General features: G+C 65.1%; 17 protein-coding genes. 9 read left to right on the top strand and 8 right to left on the bottom strand.

Features of this window, described 5'->3' with window-relative positions:
* Window positions 1-175: 175 nt before the first annotated feature.
* The 3 genes from zapE to WN72_RS01960 all read right to left on the bottom strand — a co-directional run bounded on the left by zapE (window position 176) and on the right by WN72_RS01960 (window position 2,903).
* The gene (zapE, locus tag WN72_RS01970) at window positions 176-1,360 is read right to left on the bottom strand and encodes a cell division protein ZapE (RefSeq protein ID WP_027561863.1); all 1,185 of its coding nucleotides are present in this window, start codon (window positions 1,358-1,360) and stop codon (window positions 176-178) included.
* A gap of 196 nt (window positions 1,361-1,556) precedes the next feature.
* The gene (thpR, locus tag WN72_RS01965) at window positions 1,557-2,093 is read right to left on the bottom strand and encodes an RNA 2',3'-cyclic phosphodiesterase (protein WP_027561862.1); all 537 of its coding nucleotides are present in this window, start codon (window positions 2,091-2,093) and stop codon (window positions 1,557-1,559) included.
* 174 nt (window positions 2,094-2,267) lie between these two features.
* Window positions 2,268-2,903: an arylesterase gene (locus WN72_RS01960; RefSeq protein ID WP_027561861.1), complete on the bottom strand. Its 636-nt coding sequence runs from the start codon at window positions 2,901-2,903 to the stop codon at window positions 2,268-2,270.
* Window positions 2,904-2,958: 55 nt separating this feature from the next.
* On the opposite strand from WN72_RS01960, the gene WN72_RS01955 reads away from it, so the two are divergent.
* The 4 genes from WN72_RS01955 (at window position 2,959) to WN72_RS01940 (ending at window position 8,060) form a co-directional block, all read left to right on the top strand.
* Entirely contained in the window at window positions 2,959-3,681 is a 723-nt protein-coding gene (locus tag WN72_RS01955; protein ID WP_092217832.1) for an ABC transporter ATP-binding protein, read from the top strand.
* Entirely contained in the window at window positions 3,678-6,248 is a 2,571-nt protein-coding gene (locus tag WN72_RS01950) for an ABC transporter permease (RefSeq protein ID WP_092217833.1), read from the top strand. The genes WN72_RS01955 and WN72_RS01950 overlap by 4 nt, the downstream gene beginning before the upstream one ends.
* Window positions 6,249-6,518: 270 nt before the next feature.
* The gene (locus tag WN72_RS01945; protein WP_027561858.1) at window positions 6,519-7,310 is read left to right on the top strand and encodes a Bax inhibitor-1/YccA family protein; all 792 of its coding nucleotides are present in this window, start codon (window positions 6,519-6,521) and stop codon (window positions 7,308-7,310) included.
* 219 nt (window positions 7,311-7,529) lie between these two features.
* Window positions 7,530-8,060, top strand: coding sequence for a GNAT family N-acetyltransferase (locus WN72_RS01940; RefSeq protein ID WP_027561857.1), 531 nt, complete (start codon window positions 7,530-7,532; stop codon window positions 8,058-8,060).
* A 125-nt stretch (window positions 8,061-8,185) separates the two neighbouring features.
* Here the strand turns inward: WN72_RS01940 and WN72_RS01935 are convergent, their stop codons facing one another.
* The 3 genes from WN72_RS01935 to acnA form a co-directional block, all read right to left on the bottom strand.
* A complete protein-coding gene (locus WN72_RS01935) occupies window positions 8,186-8,557 on the bottom strand; it encodes a DUF2794 domain-containing protein (RefSeq protein WP_027561856.1) in 372 nt (123 codons plus the stop codon).
* A gap of 621 nt (window positions 8,558-9,178) precedes the next feature.
* The gene (locus WN72_RS01930) at window positions 9,179-9,955 is read right to left on the bottom strand and encodes a DUF1223 domain-containing protein (protein ID WP_092217863.1); all 777 of its coding nucleotides are present in this window, start codon (window positions 9,953-9,955) and stop codon (window positions 9,179-9,181) included.
* Between the two features lie 219 nt (window positions 9,956-10,174).
* Window positions 10,175-12,895, bottom strand: coding sequence for an aconitate hydratase AcnA (acnA, locus tag WN72_RS01925; protein ID WP_027561854.1), 2,721 nt, complete (start codon window positions 12,893-12,895; stop codon window positions 10,175-10,177).
* A 241-nt stretch (window positions 12,896-13,136) separates the two neighbouring features.
* Between acnA and ccmA the strand changes: the two genes are divergently transcribed.
* The 5 genes from ccmA (at window position 13,137) to WN72_RS01900 (ending at window position 16,335) form a co-directional block, all read left to right on the top strand.
* Window positions 13,137-13,739, top strand: coding sequence for a heme ABC exporter ATP-binding protein CcmA (gene ccmA, locus WN72_RS01920; RefSeq protein WP_027561853.1), 603 nt, complete (start codon window positions 13,137-13,139; stop codon window positions 13,737-13,739).
* Window positions 13,740-14,016: 277 nt separating this feature from the next.
* Window positions 14,017-14,685: a heme exporter protein CcmB gene (ccmB, locus tag WN72_RS01915; protein WP_027561852.1), complete on the top strand. Its 669-nt coding sequence runs from the start codon at window positions 14,017-14,019 to the stop codon at window positions 14,683-14,685.
* A 92-nt stretch (window positions 14,686-14,777) separates the two neighbouring features.
* Window positions 14,778-15,563: a heme ABC transporter permease gene (locus WN72_RS01910; protein ID WP_092217834.1), complete on the top strand. Its 786-nt coding sequence runs from the start codon at window positions 14,778-14,780 to the stop codon at window positions 15,561-15,563.
* A complete protein-coding gene (ccmD, locus tag WN72_RS01905) occupies window positions 15,560-15,745 on the top strand; it encodes a heme exporter protein CcmD (RefSeq protein WP_027561850.1) in 186 nt (61 codons plus the stop codon). Before WN72_RS01910 ends, ccmD begins: the two co-directional genes overlap by 4 nt.
* On the top strand, window positions 15,742-16,335 hold the full coding sequence (locus WN72_RS01900) for a DsbE family thiol:disulfide interchange protein (RefSeq protein WP_027561849.1): 594 nt from the start codon (window positions 15,742-15,744) through the stop codon (window positions 16,333-16,335). The genes ccmD and WN72_RS01900 overlap by 4 nt, the downstream gene beginning before the upstream one ends.
* A gap of 154 nt (window positions 16,336-16,489) precedes the next feature.
* Here WN72_RS01900 and WN72_RS01895 read toward each other — a convergent pair whose 3' ends face one another.
* Both WN72_RS01895 and ftsY read right to left on the bottom strand, forming a co-directional pair.
* The gene (locus WN72_RS01895; RefSeq protein WP_092217835.1) at window positions 16,490-17,092 is read right to left on the bottom strand and encodes a septation protein A; all 603 of its coding nucleotides are present in this window, start codon (window positions 17,090-17,092) and stop codon (window positions 16,490-16,492) included.
* Between the two features lie 3 nt (window positions 17,093-17,095).
* Complete coding sequence (gene ftsY, locus WN72_RS01890) at window positions 17,096-18,043, bottom strand: signal recognition particle-docking protein FtsY (RefSeq protein WP_027561847.1); 948 nt, start codon at window positions 18,041-18,043, stop codon at window positions 17,096-17,098.
* Between the last annotated feature and the right edge of the window lie 18 nt (window positions 18,044-18,061).

Here is an 18,061-nt window from a genome sequence, read left to right as displayed (position 1 = left end):
AGTCGCTGGATGCCCATTTGTCGGGCTTGGCGCATATACAAGCGCAACCCCGTCATTCCGAGGCGCGACGAAAGTCGCGAGCCCGCAATCCATCAGGCGGCAGAGTCTGTGGCGCGATGGATTCCGGGCTCGTCGCTTCGCGACGCCCCGGAATGACAGCGCTGGCAAATAGGACTTAAGTCTCCACCAGCCCCTTGGTGGAGCCGCTGGCGGTGGAATCCTTGCGGCCGTGGGCCAGCGCCAGATAGGATTCCGAGCTCATCTCGATCAGGCGCGAGGCGGTCCGCTTGAACTCCATGGCCTCGTTGCCCTCGTGGGCGAGGTAGAGCGAGATCGGGTTGGCGTCCGCCGAGGCCATCAGCTTCACGGCATTGTCATAGAGCGTATCGATCAGCGTGATGAAACGCTTGGCGGCGTTGCGCTGGGAGAAGTCCATCACTGGAATATGGTCGACCAGGATGGTGTGATAGTCGTGCGCGAGCCTGAGATAGTCGGATGCCCCGAGCGGCTTCTCGCAGAGATCGGCGAACGAGAACCGCGCCACGCCGTGAGCCGAGCACGGCACGTGCAAAGTGCGGCCCTTGATCGAAATGTCGCGCGACTTGCATTTGGCGTTGCCGGTCATCTTCGCCCAGGCGCGGTCGAGCGCGGCGTCCGCATCGCCATCCGCCGGCGTCAGCCACATCGGCACGCCCTGGAGCTTCTCCAGGCGGAAGTCGGTGCGCGCGTCGAGCCGCGCCACGTCCATATGGTCGGTGATCTGCTTGATGAAGGGCAGGAACAGCGACCGGTTCAGGCCGCCTTTGTAGAGGTCGTCGGGCGCGACGTTGGAGGTCGCGACCACCACGGTGCCGAGCTCGAACAGCTTTGCGAACAGGCGTCCCAGGATCATCGCATCCGCAATGTCGGTGACGTGGAATTCGTCGAAGCAGAGCAGCCAGCTCTCCTCGAAGATCGCCGTCGCGGTCAGTGCGATGACGTCGCCGTCGGCGATCTCGCCGCGCGCGATGCTCTGGCGATAGTCGTAGATGCGCTCATGCGCTTCGGCCATGAACTCGTGGAAGTGTGCGCGGCGCTTGTGCTCGACACTCGCGTGCTGAAAGAACAGATCCATCAGCATGGTCTTGCCGCGACCGACCTCGCCATGGATGTAGAGCCCGCGCGGCGCCTCGTCCTTGTCGCTGCTGAACAGGCGGCTGAGCAGGCCCTGCTTGCGCTGCGGCTTGTAATTCGCGAGCCGCTGGTCGAGCGCGGCATAGGCTTCGGCGACCTCGGCCTGCGCAGCATCGGGCTCAATCGCGCCTGACGCGATCTGGGCCTGGTATGCCTCGCGGAATGAGGAGTTTGGGGTGGAGAGCATGGCTCTTTACCGCCAGAGATGGGCGGAAATTGCAAGCCGTGAATTGGTGGACGGGGTATGCGGTTTCATGTCCCGGACGTGGAACGCTGCTGCGCAGAGCCGGGACCCACTGTTTCGTTCATTGCTGGGAGCTATGGGCCCCGGCTCAGCAGTGCACCACTACGTGGCGCACTGCGTCCAGGGTACGAGAGCAGTGCTACTCACACAGCTCGTAAGCGTCCTCGACCACATACGGTCCGCCACCGGTCGATGCGCGCGACGAGAACAAGACAAAACGTTCGGCCATGAAGGCCTTGCTCGGGAAGTAGCCGCGGATCGAGAGATAGTCGGCGACGTCGCGGTCGGTGGCGTCATGCAAACGAGCCAGCGTGACGTGCGGGATGAACTTGCGTCCCTCGGGATCGAGACCGATCCGCTGCATCATGCGTTCGAGCTCGGCCTGCAATTCCATCAGCGGCTTGCTCGGCGCGATGGTGGCGACCACCGCGCGCGGCTTGCGGCCGCCAAAACTGGTCAGGCCCTGCACCTTCACCTCGAACGGCTTTCGGTCGACGCGAAACAGCATCGAGGCGATCTCGTTGGCGGAGGCGCCGTCGATATCGCCGATGAAGCGCAAGGTGACGTGATAATTTTCGGGATCGATCCACCGGGCGCCGGGAAGGCCGCCCCTGAGATTGGAAAGCGACTGGCCGATCTCGGCCGGAATTTCCAGACCAGTGAACAAACGCGGCATCGTTCAGCCTCCCGATGCTTGGGTACGACCCTCGAGGCGAGGACCATATCCAAATTAGAGCCGGCGACGAATCAACCGGTACCCTGATTCCTATCGCAGTTGTGTGACTCTGCGAAGCATGCCGCGCCTCACCCCGGTAAAACCCTGGGAATTAGGGTTAGCGCTGCCTGTTTTTCAACGCTGCTGCTCGTGGATCGTGCCAACGAATGCCTCCACAGTGGGCATGATCCTGCCGACGATGATGTCGACGCCGGCCGCTGTCGGATGAATGCCGTCGGCCTGGTTGAGCTTGGCGTCGGCCGCGACGCCCTCGAGGAAGAACGGATAGAGCGGCACGTCGAACGTCTTCGCAAGATCCGGATAAATCGAATTGAAGCGCGCAGCATATTCGGCGCCGTAATTCGGCGGCGCCAGCATGCCGCACAGCATCACCGGGATCTTGCGCGCCTTCAGACGCGCGACGATGTCGGTCAGCGCTTTGCGCGTCAAGTCGGGATCGATGCCGCGCAGCGCGTCGTTGGCGCCGAGCTCGACGATCACGCCATCGGTTCCATCGGGCACCGACCAGTCGAGCCGGTCGCGGCCGCCGGAAGAGGTGTCGCCGGACACCCCCGCATTGGTCATGTCGACGGCTATGCCTTTGGCTTGCAAGGCTTTTTGAAGTTTAATGGGGAATGCCTCCTGGCCCGGGAGACCGAGGCCGGCGCTCAAGGAATCGCCGAGAACGACAAGCTTGACCGGCTTTGTCGCCTCCGCCCAGGCCGGGTTCGCCATCGTCATCAAAGCGAGCATCAACACGGCTATGTGCATGAAGAATCCGCAACGCCTCTCGACCGCGCGTGCGGAGTTGCCATATGACCGGACCATGGACACTCGCATCGATCCCTCTTCGCTCGCCGACACCTCGTCGGACACCATCGCCATCTCCAACGTCAATCTTTCTTTGGGTACGGGCGCGGCGCGCGTTCACATTCTCAAGGATATCAGCCTGCGGGTCGGCCGTAGCGAGACGATCGGCCTGATCGGCCCGTCAGGCTCGGGCAAATCCACGCTGCTGATGGTGATGGCGGGGTTGGAGCGTCCTGATAGCGGAGAGGTGGTGGTGAACGGCACGCCTTTCAATGCCCTCGACGAGGACGCGCTGGCCCGCTTCCGCGGCCGCCAGGTCGGCATCGTGTTCCAGTCCTTCCATCTGATCCCGACCATGACGGCGCTGGAGAACGTCGCCGTGCCGCTCGAGCTCGCCGGCAATCCCGATGCCGCCAAGCGCGCGGCGCAGGAGCTGCAATCGGTCGGGCTCGGTGACCGCCTGCATCACTATCCGACGCAGCTGTCCGGCGGCGAGCAGCAGCGCGTCGCGCTCGCCCGTGCGCTGGCGCCCGATCCGGCCATCCTCGTCGCCGACGAGCCGACCGGCAATCTCGACGAAGCCACCGGCAAGCAGATCGTCGATCTCTTGTTCAGCAAGCATGCCGAGCGCGGCATGACGCTGGTGCTGGTCACGCACGATTCCTCGCTGGCGCATCGCTGCGATCGCGTGATCCGCCTGCGCTCCGGCCGCATCGACACGCAGACTGCGCCGGCATGAGCGCTGTGGCCGAACCGTTCGCAAAGCCGAGCGCCGTCGCGCTGTCGCTGCGCTACGCATTGCGCGAATTGCGCGGGGGCCTGCGCGGCTTCTACGTCTTCATCGCCTGCATCGCGCTCGGCGTGATGGCGATCGCCGGTGTCGGCTCGGTGTCGGCGAGCCTCTCCGACGGCCTCGCCCGCGAAGGCCGCACGCTGCTCGGCGGCGACGTCTCCTTCGTGCTGTTCCAGCGCGAGGCCAAGCCCGAAGAGGTCAGCTTCCTGCGCTCGCGCGGCACTGTCTCGACCGCCGCGACGTTGCGCGGCATGGCGCGCTCGGCCGAGGGCAAGCTGGCGCTGGTCGAGATGAAGGCGGTCGACGACGCCTATCCGATGCTCGGACAGCTGACGCTGGCGCCGCCTCTGCCGATGTCCGATCTCGTCGCAGAACGCGATGGCGCGTTCGGCGCGGCCGCCGATCCGACGCTTCTTGCACGTCTTTCCCTCAAGACCGGCGACCGCGTCACCATTGGCTCGGCGACATTCCAGATCCGCGCGACTGTCGAGGCCGAGCCGGACAAGCTCGCCGGCGGCATCGGTTTTGGCCCGCGCTTTTTGATCAGCGAGGCGGGCCTGCGCGCCACCGGCCTGATCCAGCCCGGCAGCCTGGTACGCTGGGTCTACCGGGTGAAGCTCCCCGATGGCGCCAACAGCGAGCGCGCCACCGAAACCTTCATCAATGATGCGCGCAACGCTGCGCCGCAGGCCGGCTGGGAGATCCGCAGCCGCTCCAATGCCTCGCCGCAGCTCGAGCGCAACATCAACCGCTTCACACAGTTCCTGACGCTGGTCGGCCTTGCCGCGCTGCTGGTCGGCGGCGTCGGCGTCGCCAACGCCGTGAAGAGCCATATCGACCGCAAGCTCGAAGTGATCGCCGCCTTCAAGGCGGTCGGCGCCACCGGCCGCGACGTGTTCGGCATTTACCTGGCGCAGGTGCTCCTGCTCGCCGCGATCGGCTCGGTGATCGGCCTTGCCCTCGGCGCCGCGATGCCGTTCGCGATCGTCGGCCTGTTCGGAAAATTGCTGCCGCTGCCGGTGGTGCCGGCCGTGCATGCCGACGAGCTCGCGCTGTCCTTCGTTTATGGCCTGCTCACCGCGCTCGCCTTCGGCCTGTGGCCGCTCGGGCGAGCGCACGACGTGCCGGTCGCCGCGCTGTTCCGCGACACCATCAGCTCCGAATGGCACCGGCCACGCGCGAGCTATCTCGTGTTCATGGGCGTCGTGATCGCCCTGCTCGTTGCGGTCGTGATCGGGCTTTCGTTCGACAAGCGCATCGCCGCGGTGTTCGTCGCGTCCTCCGTCGTCGTGTTCGCCCTGCTACGCGGCATCGCCGCGCTGCTGATGGGTATCGCGCGGCGCCTGCCGCGGACGCGGCTGCCGATGCTGCGGCTGGCGATCGCCAACATCCACCGGCCCGGCGCGCTGACGCCCTCGGTCGTGCTGTCGCTCGGTCTCGGGCTCGCCGTGCTCGTCACCATCACCCAGATCGACGGCAATCTGCGTCGGCAGTTCCTGGCAGCGCTCCCGGATCGTGCACCCTCGTTCTTCTTCATCGACATCCCGAGCACGCAGGCCGAGCAGTTCGACGATTATCTGCGGCAGATCGCACCCGGCGCGAAGGTCGAGGACGTGCCGATGCTGCGCGGCCGCATCGTCGCCGCCCGCGGGGTGCGCGCCGAGGACCTCAAGCCCAGCACGGATTCGGAGTGGGTCCTGCAAAGCGACCGCGGCCTGACCTATACCGCCGAGCTGCCGAAGGGCTCCAAGGTGGTCGAGGGCGAATGGTGGGGCCCCGACTATTCCGGCCCGCTGCTGGTCTCGATGGAGAAGAAGATCGCCGACGGGCTCGACCTCAAGCTCGGCGACGAGATCGTGGTCAACGTGCTCGGCCGCGACATTCCGGCCAAGATCGGCAATCTGCGCACCATCGACTGGCAGGGGATGGGCATCAATTTCGTGCTGGTGTTCTCGCCGAACGCCTTCAAGGGCGCACCCCACACCCACATCGCGACGCTGACCGAATCCGGCGGCGATGCGACCGGTGACGGCAAGATCATCAAGCAGGTTGCGGATGCCTATCCGATGGTGACCAGCGTGCGCGTGCGCGAGGTGATGGAGACGGTCGGCTCGGTCGTGACCAACCTGGCGCTGGCGATCCGCGGCGCCAGCGCGGTGACGCTGATCTCGGCGATCCTGGTGCTGGGCGGGGCGCTGGCCGCCGGCCACCGCCACCGGGTCTATGATGCGGTAATCCTGAAGACGCTGGGCGCAACCCGGCTGCGGCTGCTCGGCGCCTATGCCCTCGAATACCTCCTGATCGGGCTCGCCACCGCGGTGTTCGGCGTGATCGCGGGCAGCATCGCGGCCTGGATGATCGTGACACGGCTGATGACGCTGAGTTTCGTCTGGCAGGCCGGCAGCGCCGCCGGCGTGGTCGCGGCCGCACTGGTCGTCACCGTGGGGCTCGGGCTCGCCGGCACGCTGCTGGCGTTGAACAAAAAGCCCGCTACGGTGTTGCGGAATTTGTGACAAAATGTAGCGGGATGCCGCGCGGTAGCGGAATCGCACGATTCCTGCGATTAACCACGTCCGCTCGCCAGGATTGTGCCCGAGGGCGACATTCAGCCGCGCGTGGACGGTTGCAGCGAATGTGTTAGTTTCCCACATATCGAATGGGTTCGGAGCCCCCGATTGTTAGCCAAATTTAATGTCGGCAGACATCGGTATCCGGATAGAACTTGACGAACCGGCGGCGTGGCGACCCTCATGCCGGACCGGCCAACCAACGGGAATTCGACCATGTCGGACCTAGACCGTAACTACGCTTCTCCTTTCGGCAGGGCCGCCGGGCGTGTTGACGCCGCGACGGTCGACGCCGGCCTGCGCGCCTACATGCTGCGCATCTACAATTACATGAGCATTGGCCTTGCCATCACCGGCCTGGCCGCGCTCGGTGTCTACCTGGCTGCTGTGACTGACGTCCCGACCGCGGACGCCGTCCGCGTCGGCAAGCTGTTCCTGACGCCGTTCGGCTACGCGATGTTCGTCAGCCCCCTGAAGTGGCTGTTCATGCTCGCGCCGCTCGCGATGGTGTTCGTGATCTCGGCGGGCATCAACCGTCTCGCTCCCTCGACCGCCCAGATCCTGTTCTGGGTGTTCTCGGCGCTGATGGGCATCTCGCTGTCGTCGATCTTCCTGGTGTTCACCCACACCTCGATCGTGCGGGTGTTCTTCATCACCGCGGCGACTTTCGGTGCACTGAGCCTCTACGGCTACACCACCAAGCGTGACCTGACCGGCATGGGCTCGTTCCTGTTCATGGGCCTGATCGGCATCATCATCGCGAGCCTGGTGAACCTGTTCCTGGCGAGCTCGATGCTGCAGTTCATCGTGTCGGTGGTCGGCGTGCTGGTGTTCGCGGGCCTCACCGCCTGGGACACCCAACGGCTGAAGAACGACTACATCTACGGCTACGCTTCGGCCGGCGGTGACATCGCAGAGCGTGCGGCCATCACCGGCGCCCTGTCGCTGTACCTGAACTTCATCAACCTGTTCACGCTGCTGCTGCAGCTCCTCGGCCAGCGCGACTAAGCGCCAGACGAGAGAACGGACACGAACCCCGGCCGAGAGGCCGGGGTTTTTGTTTGGGCCCCGGTAGCTCTCCTCGTCATTGCGAGGAGCCCTTGCGACGAAGCAATCCGGAGGCCCTCCGCGGATGCATTTCTGGATTGCTTCGCTACGCTCGCAATGACGATGGGGAGACGGTGGTGGCCTCTTCCAGCAACCGGGCGAAGCCTCTAGTCTGAGGCCATGTCCGCACCCGATATCAGGCCCACGACCGAGGCCGACCTTCCCGCCATCACCGCCATCTACCAGCAGGCCGTTCGCGAGGGCACTGCGACGTTCGAGCTGGATCCGCCTGACCTAGCCGAGATGACCCGCCGTTACCGCACGCTGGTCGACGGCGGCTATCCCTATTTCGTCGCCATCCTCGACGGCAGCGTCGCCGGCTATGCCTATGCCGGTGCCTACCGGCCACGGCCGGCCTATCGCTTCACGGTCGAGAACTCGATCTACCTCGATCCGAGTTTCCACCGCCGCGGCATCGGCTCGCTGCTGCTGGAGCGGCTGATCACCGAATGCGAGGCGCGCGGCTTCCGCCAGATGATCGCCGTGATCGGCGATTCCGCCAATGCCGGCTCGATCGGCGTGCACACCAGGGGCGGCTTCAAGATGATCGGCACCCACCCCAATGTCGGGCTGAAGTTCGGTCGCTGGCTCGACACGGTGATGATGCAGCGCGACCTCGGCGAGGGCGCGAAGACGGTGCCGGGGAAGTAGGGCCTCGCCACGGCACCGCTCGTAGGGTGGGCAAAGCGAAGCGTGCCCACCATCAGGGCGATTACGGAAAGGTCGTGGGCACGGCGCTTTGCGCCTTTGCCCACCCTACGGCACCGTTCGTGCGGCTAGACCACCGCCAATTTCCGATCGATCACCAGCAGCACGCGCTCGAGCTCGTGGCCGCGGCGCAGGATCAGGCCGGTCGCCGAGATCACGCTGTACATGCCCTGCTTGCGCGCGAGGCGCGGGTCCTTCTCGATGCGGTAGATCGGCACTTCCGAGGCGCGGCGATAGACCGAGAACACGGCGCGGTCCTTCAGGAAATCGATGGCATAGTCGCGCCACTCGCCGTCGGCGACCATGCGGCCATAGAGATTGAGAATGCGGTGCAGCTCGAGCCGGTTGAACGTCACCCGGTTCGGCTGCGCGTTCGCCGCGACGGGCCGCGCCGCCGCGCGCTGCTCGCTCGGATCGGCATCCTCCGACGTCAGACTCATGGGAGCGCTCCTCATCGCACAGCATGATCGCGCCCGCGAAACCGTCCCAGGGTACCGCGGATCATGACAGTCACATGATCGCGCCAACCGCTCCTCGCCGCAAGGGCTCTTGCAGGAATCCGGGACAGGGCTCTGGGCTCAACCCGTCTGATCGGGTACGAATCGGAGCACACGCAAAAGTGGAACTCTGTCGCGGCAAACCGTCACGGGATCGTTAGCAGGAATCATACTGTCGCCGCTTTTCCGCCCAGTGCCCGCCGCCCTGCATTGCGAAAAGATTCGCGTGCGTTGGCCCGGTCCTTTCGGTTCCGGATTCCTCAGCCCCCAGCCCCCCGGGGTCGAACAGGATCGGGTCTGTACGCGCGACAAGGAGGGCCAACGCAAGTTGGTCCTTTTTTGTTTGTGTCGGATTGTTTCTGACGCGCTGTCATTCCGGGGCGCGCCGCTTGGCGCGAGCCCGGAATCCATTTCTCAGCTCGGATTGTGGATCGATGGATTCCGGGCTCGCGCTTTGCGCGCCCCGGAATGACGGGAGACAAGATCTCCTGAGACGATCTCGCGCATACTTTCGCTCTCCACATGAAGAGTTAGAGCGAGTGCGACGCTAGAGAGAAATTCGAATCAATGCAGCGACGTGTACGCCGCGCCCAGCATCGGGCCGGGCTTGTCGCGGCTGCCGTCCTGGACATAGACCACCGCGCCGTCGACGCCGTCGCGCGCGAGGTTCTCGAGCGGCACGGTCCAGCTTTCCGGACGGCCGGTCCAGTCGCCGACCTTGAGCAAATTGCGCACCACGTTGTGATAGGTGATCTGCTGTCCGCGATTTTCGCCGCGACCGATCGAGATCGGCACCGATTTGGCGACCGAGCAGATCCAGACCTCGCCATGCGAGACCGCCGGCTCCTTGCTTGCGGCCACCGACACGTTGATCTGCTTGCCCGAGAGCGACATCGTCACCGGCACGCTCATCACGCCACTGCTCTTGTCGGTCTTGCCGATCGCATTCTCGATGCCGGCACGATCGCTGCCGATGACATGCGCCGAGCCATTGACCACGACCTGCGGCGTGTAGACCTCGCGGTCGCCGCGCATGCGCGAATAAGCGCGCTGCCGCGCCGAGAAACGCGAATCCGCCAGCGTGTCCTTCCAACCGAGATAGTCCCAATAATCGATCGGCATGCTCAGCGCGATGATCGAGGGATCGCTGGAGAGATCGCCGATGATCTTGTCGGCGGGCGGGCAGGACGAGCAGCCCTGCGAGGTAAACAATTCGACAACGGCGCGCGGATCGGCGTGGGCGGGACGGATGATGGCGGCGATGGCGCAGATGCCGAGCGCTCCCGACCAGAGTGCACCGGACCAGCGCGAAACCAGATTAGAAGCCGTCATTGTCGTCATGTCGAACGTCACACATCGTCAGTCGTTGGGGGGAAGCTTATCGCCTGATGGTCACCGTAATCTTACGGGGCGCGGCACGTTCAACCGTCCTGGGCGGGATTTCCGCCGGGCGGGCCCATCTGAAGCATGCCGCAAACGCGCGAAGGCGGCCCTGTGATAGGCCGCCTTCGTTTAACCTTCTACTCACGTCGCAGTGAGCCACCGTTCACAAATTCGCGCTTAGGCCGCGAGCTTGCGCAGCACGTAGTGCAGGATGCCGCCGTTCCGGTAGTAGTCGAGCTCGTCCAGCGTATCGATGCGGCAGAGCAGCGAAACGCGCTGCAGCGAGCCGTCACCGGAGACGATCTCCGCGGTCAGCTTCTGGCGCGGCTTGAGGTCGCCGACGAGGCCACGCAGCGTAACCTTCTCGTCGCCTTTCAGGCCCAGCGACTGCCACGAGGTGCCTTCCTCGAAGGTCAGCGGCAGCACGCCCATGCCGACCAGGTTGGAGCGATGGATGCGCTCGAAGCTCTGGCAGATCACGGCGCGAACGCCGAGCAGACGCGTGCCCTTCGCAGCCCAGTCGCGCGAGGAGCCGTTGCCGTATTCGGCGCCGGCGAACACGACGAGCGGCACCTGCTCCTGCTGATACTTCATCGCGGCGTCGTAGATCGACATCTGCTCGCCGTCGGGCCAGTGCTTGGTCAGGCCGCCCTCGGGGATGTTTCCATCCGCGCCCTTGAGCATGAAGTTCTTGATGCGGATGTTGGCGAAGGTGCCGCGCATCATCACTTCATGGTTGCCGCGGCGCGTGCCGTACTGGTTGAAGTCGGCGGGGCGCACCTGGTGCTCGCTGAGATATTTGCCGGCGGGCGAGGTCAGCTTGATCGAACCGGCCGGCGAGATGTGGTCGGTGGTGATCTTGTCGCCGAACATCGCGAGGATGCGCGCCTCGACGATGTCGGTGACCGGCTCCGGCTCCTTCTTCATGCCATCGAAGTAGGGCGGGTTCTGCACGTAGGTCGAAGACATGTTCCAGCGATAGGTCTCGCTCTCGACAGTCTTGATCTTGCGCCAGTTGGTGTCGCCCTTGAACACGTCGGCATACTTCTTCTTGAAGATCGACGCGGTCACGAACTTCTTCATGAAAGCGTTGATCTCCTTCGTCGTCGGCCAGATGTCCTTGAGGTACACCGGCTTGCCGTCCTTGCCTTCGCCGAGCGGCTCGACGGCGAGGTTCTTGGTGACGCTGCCCGCGAGCGCATGCGCGACGACCAGCGGCGGCGAGGCGAGATAGTTCGCCTGCACGTCCGGCGAGACGCGGCCTTCGAAGTTGCGGTTACCGGAGAGCACGGCCGCGGCGACGATGCCGTTCTCGTTGATCGACTTCGAGATCTCCTCCGGCAGCGGACCGGAATTGCCGATGCAGGTGGTGCAGCCAAAGCCGACGAGATTAAAGCCGACCTTGTCGAGATCGGCCTGCAGACCGGAATCGGCGAGATAGCCCGCGACCACCTGGCTGCCCGGGGCGAGCGAGGTCTTCACCCACGGCTTGGCCTTGAGGCCCTTGGCGGCAGCGTTGCGAGCCAGGAGGCCTGCGCCGATCAGCACGCTCGGATTCGAGGTGTTGGTGCAGGAGGTGATGGCGGCGATGACGACGTCGCCATGACCGATCTCGTACTTCTTGCCTTCGACGGCGAAGCGCTTGTTGGGCTCCTCGGCTTTCTTGTACTCGGTGCCGAGTGCGAGCGAGAAACCTTCGGCGACCGACGGCAGCGCGATGCGGCCTTCGGGACGCTTCGGGCCGGCCATCGACGGCACGACGTCGGCGAGGTCGAGCGTCAGCGTTTCCGTGAACACCGGATCAGGCGACTTGGCGGTGCGGAACAGGCCCTGCGCCTTGGCATAGGCTTGCACCAGCGCGACACGCGCCGGCGCGCGGCCCGAGGTCTTGAGGTAATCGATCGCAGCGGCGTCGACCGGGAAGAAGCCGCAGGTCGCGCCGTATTCGGGCGCCATGTTGGCGATCGTCGCCTTGTCGGCGACGGAGAGATTGTCGAGGCCCGGGCCGAAGAATTCGACGAACTTGCCGACCACGCCGAGCTTGCGCAGCATCTGCGTCACGGTCAGCACGAGGTCGGTCGCGGTGACGCCTTCCTTCATCGCGCCCTTCAGCTTGAAGCCGACGACGTTGGGCAGCAGCATCGACAGCGGCTGGCCGAGCATGCAGGCTTCCGCCTCGATGCCGCCGACGCCCCAGCCGAGAACGGCGAGACCGTTGACCATGGTGGTGTGGGAGTCGGTGCCGACCAGCGAGTCAGGATAGGCGACCTCGAAGGTGCCGGTCTTCTTGCCGACCGTCATCTTCTCCTTCTTGGTCCAGACCGTCTGGGAGAGATATTCGAGATTGACCTGGTGGCAGATGCCGGTGCCGGGCGGCACGACGGAGAAGTTCGAGAATGCCTTCTGGCCCCACTTCAGGAACTCGTAGCGCTCCTGGTTCTGCTTGTACTCTTCAGTGACGTTCTTGGCGAAGGCCTTGTTGTCGCCGAAGAAGTTCACGATCACGGAGTGGTCGATGACGAGATCGACCGGCACCAGCGGGTTGATCTTCTCGGCATCGCCGCCGAGCTTCTGCATCGCGTTGCGCATCGCGGCGAGGTCGACGACGGCCGGAACGCCGGTGAAGTCCTGCATCAGCACGCGGGCCGGGCGGAAGGCGATCTCATGCTCCAACGACTTCTTGCGCAGCCACTTCGACACCGCGACGACGTCTTCCTTCTTGACCGAGCGGCCGTCCTCGTTGCGCAGGAGGTTCTCGAGCAGGACCTTCATCGAATAGGGAAGTTTCGAAATTCCCTTCAGACCATTCTTCTCGGCCGTGGGCAGGCTGTAATAGACATAGGTCTTGGCGCCGACCTTGAGGGTCTTTTTGCATTTGAAGCTGTCGAGCGAGGTCATGTAGGAAATCCCAATTGTTAGTTATACCCGGCAGGGTATTTTAACACCGTCAGCATAGCAGGCTGGGTCGCTTGCAGGGGCAGGTTGAGTTGCTGCATCAAGTAGTTCCGGGCTTATAGAAGCTTTCTAACCGCGCCGCCACAGCCACAATCGAACCCAGCAAGTCGCGAGCCAAAAATTCTGATGCGCTACCCCAAGTTTTCCTGAGGCCCAGCGTTTGGACGGGTTGATACCAGGCAAGATGCAGCTGTCCGGGCGAGGGGTCACCTGCGTGCGCGGCGGCCGCGAGGTGTTCGCCGGGCTCGATTTCGAGGCCGTCGCCGGCGAGGCCGTGGCGGTGGTCGGCCGCAACGGCTCGGGCAAGACCTCGCTGCTGCGGCTGATCGCCGGCCTGCTCGTTCCGGCTGGCGGCACGATCATACTCGACGGGGGCGACGCCGACATGACGCTGCCCGAGCAGTGTCACTATCTCGGCCATCGCGACGCCCTGAAGCCGGCGCTGAGCGTGGCTGAAAATCTGGCATTCTGGGCTGATTTCCTGGGCGGCGAGCGCCGCGACGCGGCTGAAAGCCTCGCCATTGTCGGCCTCGACCACGCCGCCCATCTGCCCGCAGCCTTCCTGTCCGCGGGCCAGCGCCGCCGGCTGTCGCTGGCCCGGCTGCTGACGCTGCGACGGCCAATCTGGCTGCTGGACGAGCCGACCAATGCGCTGGATGTCGCCGGCCAGGAGATGTTCGGCGGCCTGATGCGAGAGCATCTGGGGCGCGGCGGGATGATCGTCGCGGCGACCCACGCGCCGCTGGGGATCGAGGCGCGGGAGCTGCGGATCGGGGGGACGGCGTGAGGCGGCCTGACCCTCAGCTTTCCAAGCGGCCGGGCGCCGCTCTCTCCGTTCCCTCCCCCCTTGCAGGGGAGGGTCAGGAAGAGGGGTGCCGCACCGCACAGCCTCTCGGTTCTGGCGTTGGGGAGGCGAGCGCATTGCTGTTTGCAATCCGCCCCTCAAAGGCATCTCGCCCGAGGCTACCCCTCTCCCCCTCCCTCCCCCGCAAGGGGGGAGGGAGCGCGGTTTGCCTGGGGCGCGAGCCGGGCTCCCATGGCCGCCGCACCGCCGGAGCCACCCCATGACCGCCCTCGCCGCCCTGATCCGCCGGGACATCAGGATCGCGCTCCGCGTCGGCGGCGGGGCGCTGATCGGCGTGCTGTTCTTCCTGACCGTCGTCGTCCTGATGCCGTTCGCGGTGGGACCCGATCTGGCGCTGCTGTCGCGGCTCGGGCCTGCCATCCTGTGGCTTGGCGCACTGCTGGCGAGCCTTTTGACGCTCGACCGGCTGTTCATGGCCGACCATGAGGACGGCTCGCTCGACCTGATCACGATGAGCCGGACCCCGCTGGAACTTGCCTGCGCGGCCAAGGCGCTGGCGCATTGGCTGGCAGCGGGACTGCCGCTGATTGTCGCAACCCCCGTGCTGGGCCTGCTGCTCAACCTCGACATGGTCGCAACCGGAGCCGTGGCACTGACGCTCTTGGCCGGCACCCCGGCGCTGACCTTCACCGGCATGATCGGCGCGGCGCTGGCGGTGACGCTGCACCGAGGCGGGCTCCTGATGGCGGTGCTGGTGCTGCCGCTGTCGATTCCCGTGCTGATTTTCGGCGTTGCGGCCTCGCAGGCTGCGATCGTCGGCCCCATGACCTTCGGCGCGCCGTTCTCGATCCTGTGCGCGCTGTCGCTGGTCAGCCTCGTGATCGGCCCGTTCGCGGCCGCTGCAAGCCTGCGGCATGGGCTCGACTGACCATGGCTCGGCCGGCCTTGACCCCGATCAACTTTCGGTACGCACTTTTATGCTGATTGCGTGAGCGCCGACCTGTGATTAATCAGAAGACCATGACGCTGATCGACCTTGCCAATCCGACACGGTTCCTCGCGCTGACGGCGCGGCTGCTGCCGTGGCTCGCGGGTGCAACCGTCATCCTGCTCGCGATCGGTCTCTATCAATCGGCGCTTGCACCCGACGATTATCAGCAGGGTGCGACCGTCAAGATCATGTTCATCCACGTTCCCAATGCGTGGCTGTCGATGTTCGTGTGGGGCGTGATGAGCATTGCCTCGCTGGGCACGCTGGTGTGGCGGCATCCGCTTGCCGACGTCGCCGCGAAGGCGGCAGCGCCGATCGGCGCCAGCTTCACCTTCCTCGCGCTGCTCACGGGCTCGCTGTGGGGCCGGCCGATGTGGGGCACTTATTGGGAATGGGACGCGCGGCTGACCTCGGTGCTGATCCTGTTCCTGATGTATCTCGGCCTGATGGCGCTGTGGCGCGCGGTCGACGATCCCTCGCGCGCGGCGCGCGCCGCCGCGGTGCTGACGCTGGTCGGCGCGATCAATCTGCCGATCATCAAATTCTCGGTCGACTGGTGGAACACGCTACATCAGCCGGCCTCGGTGATGCGCATGGGCGGCTCGACGCTCGACAAATCCTTCCTGGTCCCGTTGCTGGTGATGGCGGTCGCGTTCACGCTGCTGTTCGTCACGCTGCATCTGGCTGCGATGCGTAACGAGATTTTGCGCCGGCGCGTCCGCTCGCTGCAGATGATGCAGGCGAGCCGCATCGCGTTTTCGAACGAGTTAAGCCCCGGTTCGCGTGAAGAGAACGCGTCAAAAGGGGCTGCGTGATCATGTCGCTCGGTCCCTACGCGTCCTTCATCGTGACGTCCTATGCGGCAGCCGCTCTCGTGGTCGCGATCTTGGTCGGCTGGATCGTGCTCGACTATCGCAGCCAGACCGAACGGCTGCGCGAGCTTGACCGCAGCGGCGTCACGCGCCGCTCGGGCCGCAGCGCGACGGACTCACGATGAGCGATCAAACCACATCTACGGCACCGCAGCGCCGCACTTTCCTGATGGTGCTGCCGCTCATCGCCTTCATCGCCCTGGCGCTGTTGTTCTGGTTCCGGCTCGGCAGCGGCGATCCCTCACGGATTCCCTCCGCATTGATCGGTCGTCCCGCGCCGCAGACCACGCTGCCGCCGCTCGAGGGACTACAGACCGGCAATGCGCAGGTGCCGGGGCTCGATCCCGCCGCATTCAAGGGCAAGGTCAGCCTCGTCAATGTCTGGGCGTCCTGGTGCGTGCCCTGCCACGACGAGGCGCCGCTGCTGACTGAGCTGGCAAAAGACAAGCGCTTCGAACTCGTCGGCATCAACTACAAGGACAGCGCCGATAACGCGCGCCGCTTCCTCGGCCGCTACGGCAACCCGTTCGGCCGCGTCGGCGTCGACGCCAACGGCCGCGCCTCGATCGAATGGGGCGTCTACGGCGTGCCGGAGACGTTCGTCGTCGGCCGCGAGGGGACGATCGTCTACAAGCTGGTGGGGCCGATCACGCCGGACAATTTGCGGACAGTGCTGCTGCCGCAGATGGAAAAGGCGTTGAAGGCGGGGAGCTGACGCTGGCCTCGCGCCGCGTACTCGACTGTCATCGCCCGACTTGATCGGGCGATCCAGTATTCCAGAGACGTCAGTCGTATACGGAGAGGCCGCGGCGTACTGGATGCCCCGGTCAAGCCGGGGCATGACAGCGGTATGCGGAGCGACGCTTCGCTTACCCCTTCCTCACGTCCCCCGCTTCCGCCTCGCTCGCCTCCAGCGAGGCCGGCTCGATCCCGTAGCGCTTGGTCAGCGGCATCTGGGCGAGGGCGAAGATCATGGTGATCGTGGTGACGCCGAACACCTTGAAATTCACCCAGAAGTCCGTGCTTTGCGTGCGCCAGACGATCTCGTTCAGCACCGCCATGCCGGCGAAGAACAGCGCCCAGCGCAGCGTGAGGATGCGCCAGCCCTGCGGCGTCAGATTGAACATCTGGTCGAACATCACGGCGATGAAGGAGCGGCCGAACAAGAGGCCGCCGCCGAGGATCGCGGCGAACAGGCCGTAGATGATGGTCGGCTTGACCTTGATGAAGGTCTCGTCGTGCAGCACCAGCGTCAGCGTGCCGAACACCAGCACGATGACGCCTGTGACGACCGCCATTATCGGGATGTGACGCGTCACCACATAGGACGCGATCATGGCCGCGACGATCGCGACCATGAAGGCGCCGGTCGCGGCGAACAGATTGAACTTCGCATTGACGAAGAAGAACACGAGCAGCGGTCCGAGCTCGGTCGCAAGCTTGAACAGTGGGTGCGGCTGGGTCTTGTCCATTCGTCAGCTTTCGATTCCGGCGATCGCGCGGGCGAAATCGCGCGCGGTGAACGCGGCGAGATCGTCGACGCCCTCGCCGACGCCGATGAAATGCACCGGCAGTTTGAATTTCTCCGCGAGCGCCACCAGGATGCCGCCACGCGCGGTGCCGTCGAGCTTGGTCATCACGAGGCCGGTGACCCCGGCGGTGCGATGGAAGGCCTCGACCTGCGACAGCGCGTTCTGGCCCACGGTGGCGTCCAGCACAAGCAGCACGGCATGCGGCGCAGTGTCATCCACCTTGCGGATCACGCGCACGACCTTCTCGAGCTCGTTCATCAACTCGGCCTTGTTCTGCAGGCGCCCGGCGGTGTCGATCAGGAGCACGTCGATGCCCTGCTCTTTCGCCGCGGTCAGCGCGTTGAAGGCGAGGCTCGCCGAATCCGAGCCCTGCGCGCCCGCGATAACAGGCGTCTTGGTGCGCTCGCCCCAGACCTTGAGCTGCTCGATGGCGGCGGCGCGAAACGTGTCGCCGGCGGCCAGCATCACCTTGCGGCCTTCGGAGGCGAATTTCTGCGAGAGCTTTCCGATGGTGGTGGTCTTGCCGGAGCCGTTGACGCCGACCACGAGGATGACGAACGGCTTCTTGGCCGTATCGATCACGAGCGGTTTTGCCACCGGCGCCAGCACCTTCTCGACCTCGGTCGCGACGACGTCCTTGACCTCGTCCGCCGAGATCGCCTTGTCGTAACGACCCGTGCCGACGGCCTCTGCGATCCGCACCGCGACCGACGTGCCGAGATCGGCGCGCAGCAGCACGTCCTCGATGTCGTCGAGCATGGCGCGGTCGAGCTTGCGCTTGGTGACGAGATCGGCGACCGCGGTCCCGAGCGAGGACGAGGTCCGCTTCAGCCCGTTGGACAGGCGGCGCCACCAGCTCAGCTTGGGGGGATCTGACGTGGTATCGTTCATGGCGGGGGTGTGTTAGCC

The organism is Bradyrhizobium arachidis (assembly GCF_015291705.1).
Lineage (GTDB): Bacteria > Pseudomonadota > Alphaproteobacteria > Rhizobiales > Xanthobacteraceae > Bradyrhizobium > Bradyrhizobium arachidis.
This window is presented reverse-complemented; position numbering and strand designations above follow the sequence as displayed.

Bases quoted from the DNA above. Each gene is read 5' to 3' on its own strand.
- WN72_RS01900 (WP_027561849.1), top strand. From the start codon at position 15,742: ATGAGCGATCAAACCACATCTACGGCACCGCAGCGCCGCACTTTCCTG.
- WN72_RS01945 (WP_027561858.1), top strand. From the start codon at position 6,519: ATGTCGGACCTAGACCGTAACTACGCTTCTCCTTTCGGCAGGGCCGCC.
- WN72_RS01955 (WP_092217832.1), top strand. From the start codon at position 2,959: ATGGACACTCGCATCGATCCCTCTTCGCTCGCCGACACCTCGTCGGAC.
- ccmB (WP_027561852.1), top strand. From the start codon at position 14,017: ATGACCGCCCTCGCCGCCCTGATCCGCCGGGACATCAGGATCGCGCTC.
- WN72_RS01895 (WP_092217835.1), bottom strand. From the start codon at position 17,092: ATGGACAAGACCCAGCCGCACCCACTGTTCAAGCTTGCGACCGAGCTC.
- WN72_RS01910 (WP_092217834.1), top strand. From the start codon at position 14,778: ATGACGCTGATCGACCTTGCCAATCCGACACGGTTCCTCGCGCTGACG.
- WN72_RS01960 (WP_027561861.1), bottom strand. From the start codon at position 2,903: ATGCACATAGCCGTGTTGATGCTCGCTTTGATGACGATGGCGAACCCG.
- WN72_RS01930 (WP_092217863.1), bottom strand. From the start codon at position 9,955: ATGACGACAATGACGGCTTCTAATCTGGTTTCGCGCTGGTCCGGTGCA.
- WN72_RS01940 (WP_027561857.1), top strand. From the start codon at position 7,530: ATGTCCGCACCCGATATCAGGCCCACGACCGAGGCCGACCTTCCCGCC.
- WN72_RS01950 (WP_092217833.1), top strand. From the start codon at position 3,678: ATGAGCGCTGTGGCCGAACCGTTCGCAAAGCCGAGCGCCGTCGCGCTG.
- zapE (WP_027561863.1), bottom strand. From the start codon at position 1,360: ATGCTCTCCACCCCAAACTCCTCATTCCGCGAGGCATACCAGGCCCAG.
- WN72_RS01935 (WP_027561856.1), bottom strand. From the start codon at position 8,557: ATGAGTCTGACGTCGGAGGATGCCGATCCGAGCGAGCAGCGCGCGGCG.
- acnA (WP_027561854.1), bottom strand. From the start codon at position 12,895: ATGACCTCGCTCGACAGCTTCAAATGCAAAAAGACCCTCAAGGTCGGC.
- ftsY (WP_027561847.1), bottom strand. From the start codon at position 18,043: ATGAACGATACCACGTCAGATCCCCCCAAGCTGAGCTGGTGGCGCCGC.
- thpR (WP_027561862.1), bottom strand. From the start codon at position 2,093: ATGCCGCGTTTGTTCACTGGTCTGGAAATTCCGGCCGAGATCGGCCAG.
- ccmA (WP_027561853.1), top strand. From the start codon at position 13,137: ATGCAGCTGTCCGGGCGAGGGGTCACCTGCGTGCGCGGCGGCCGCGAG.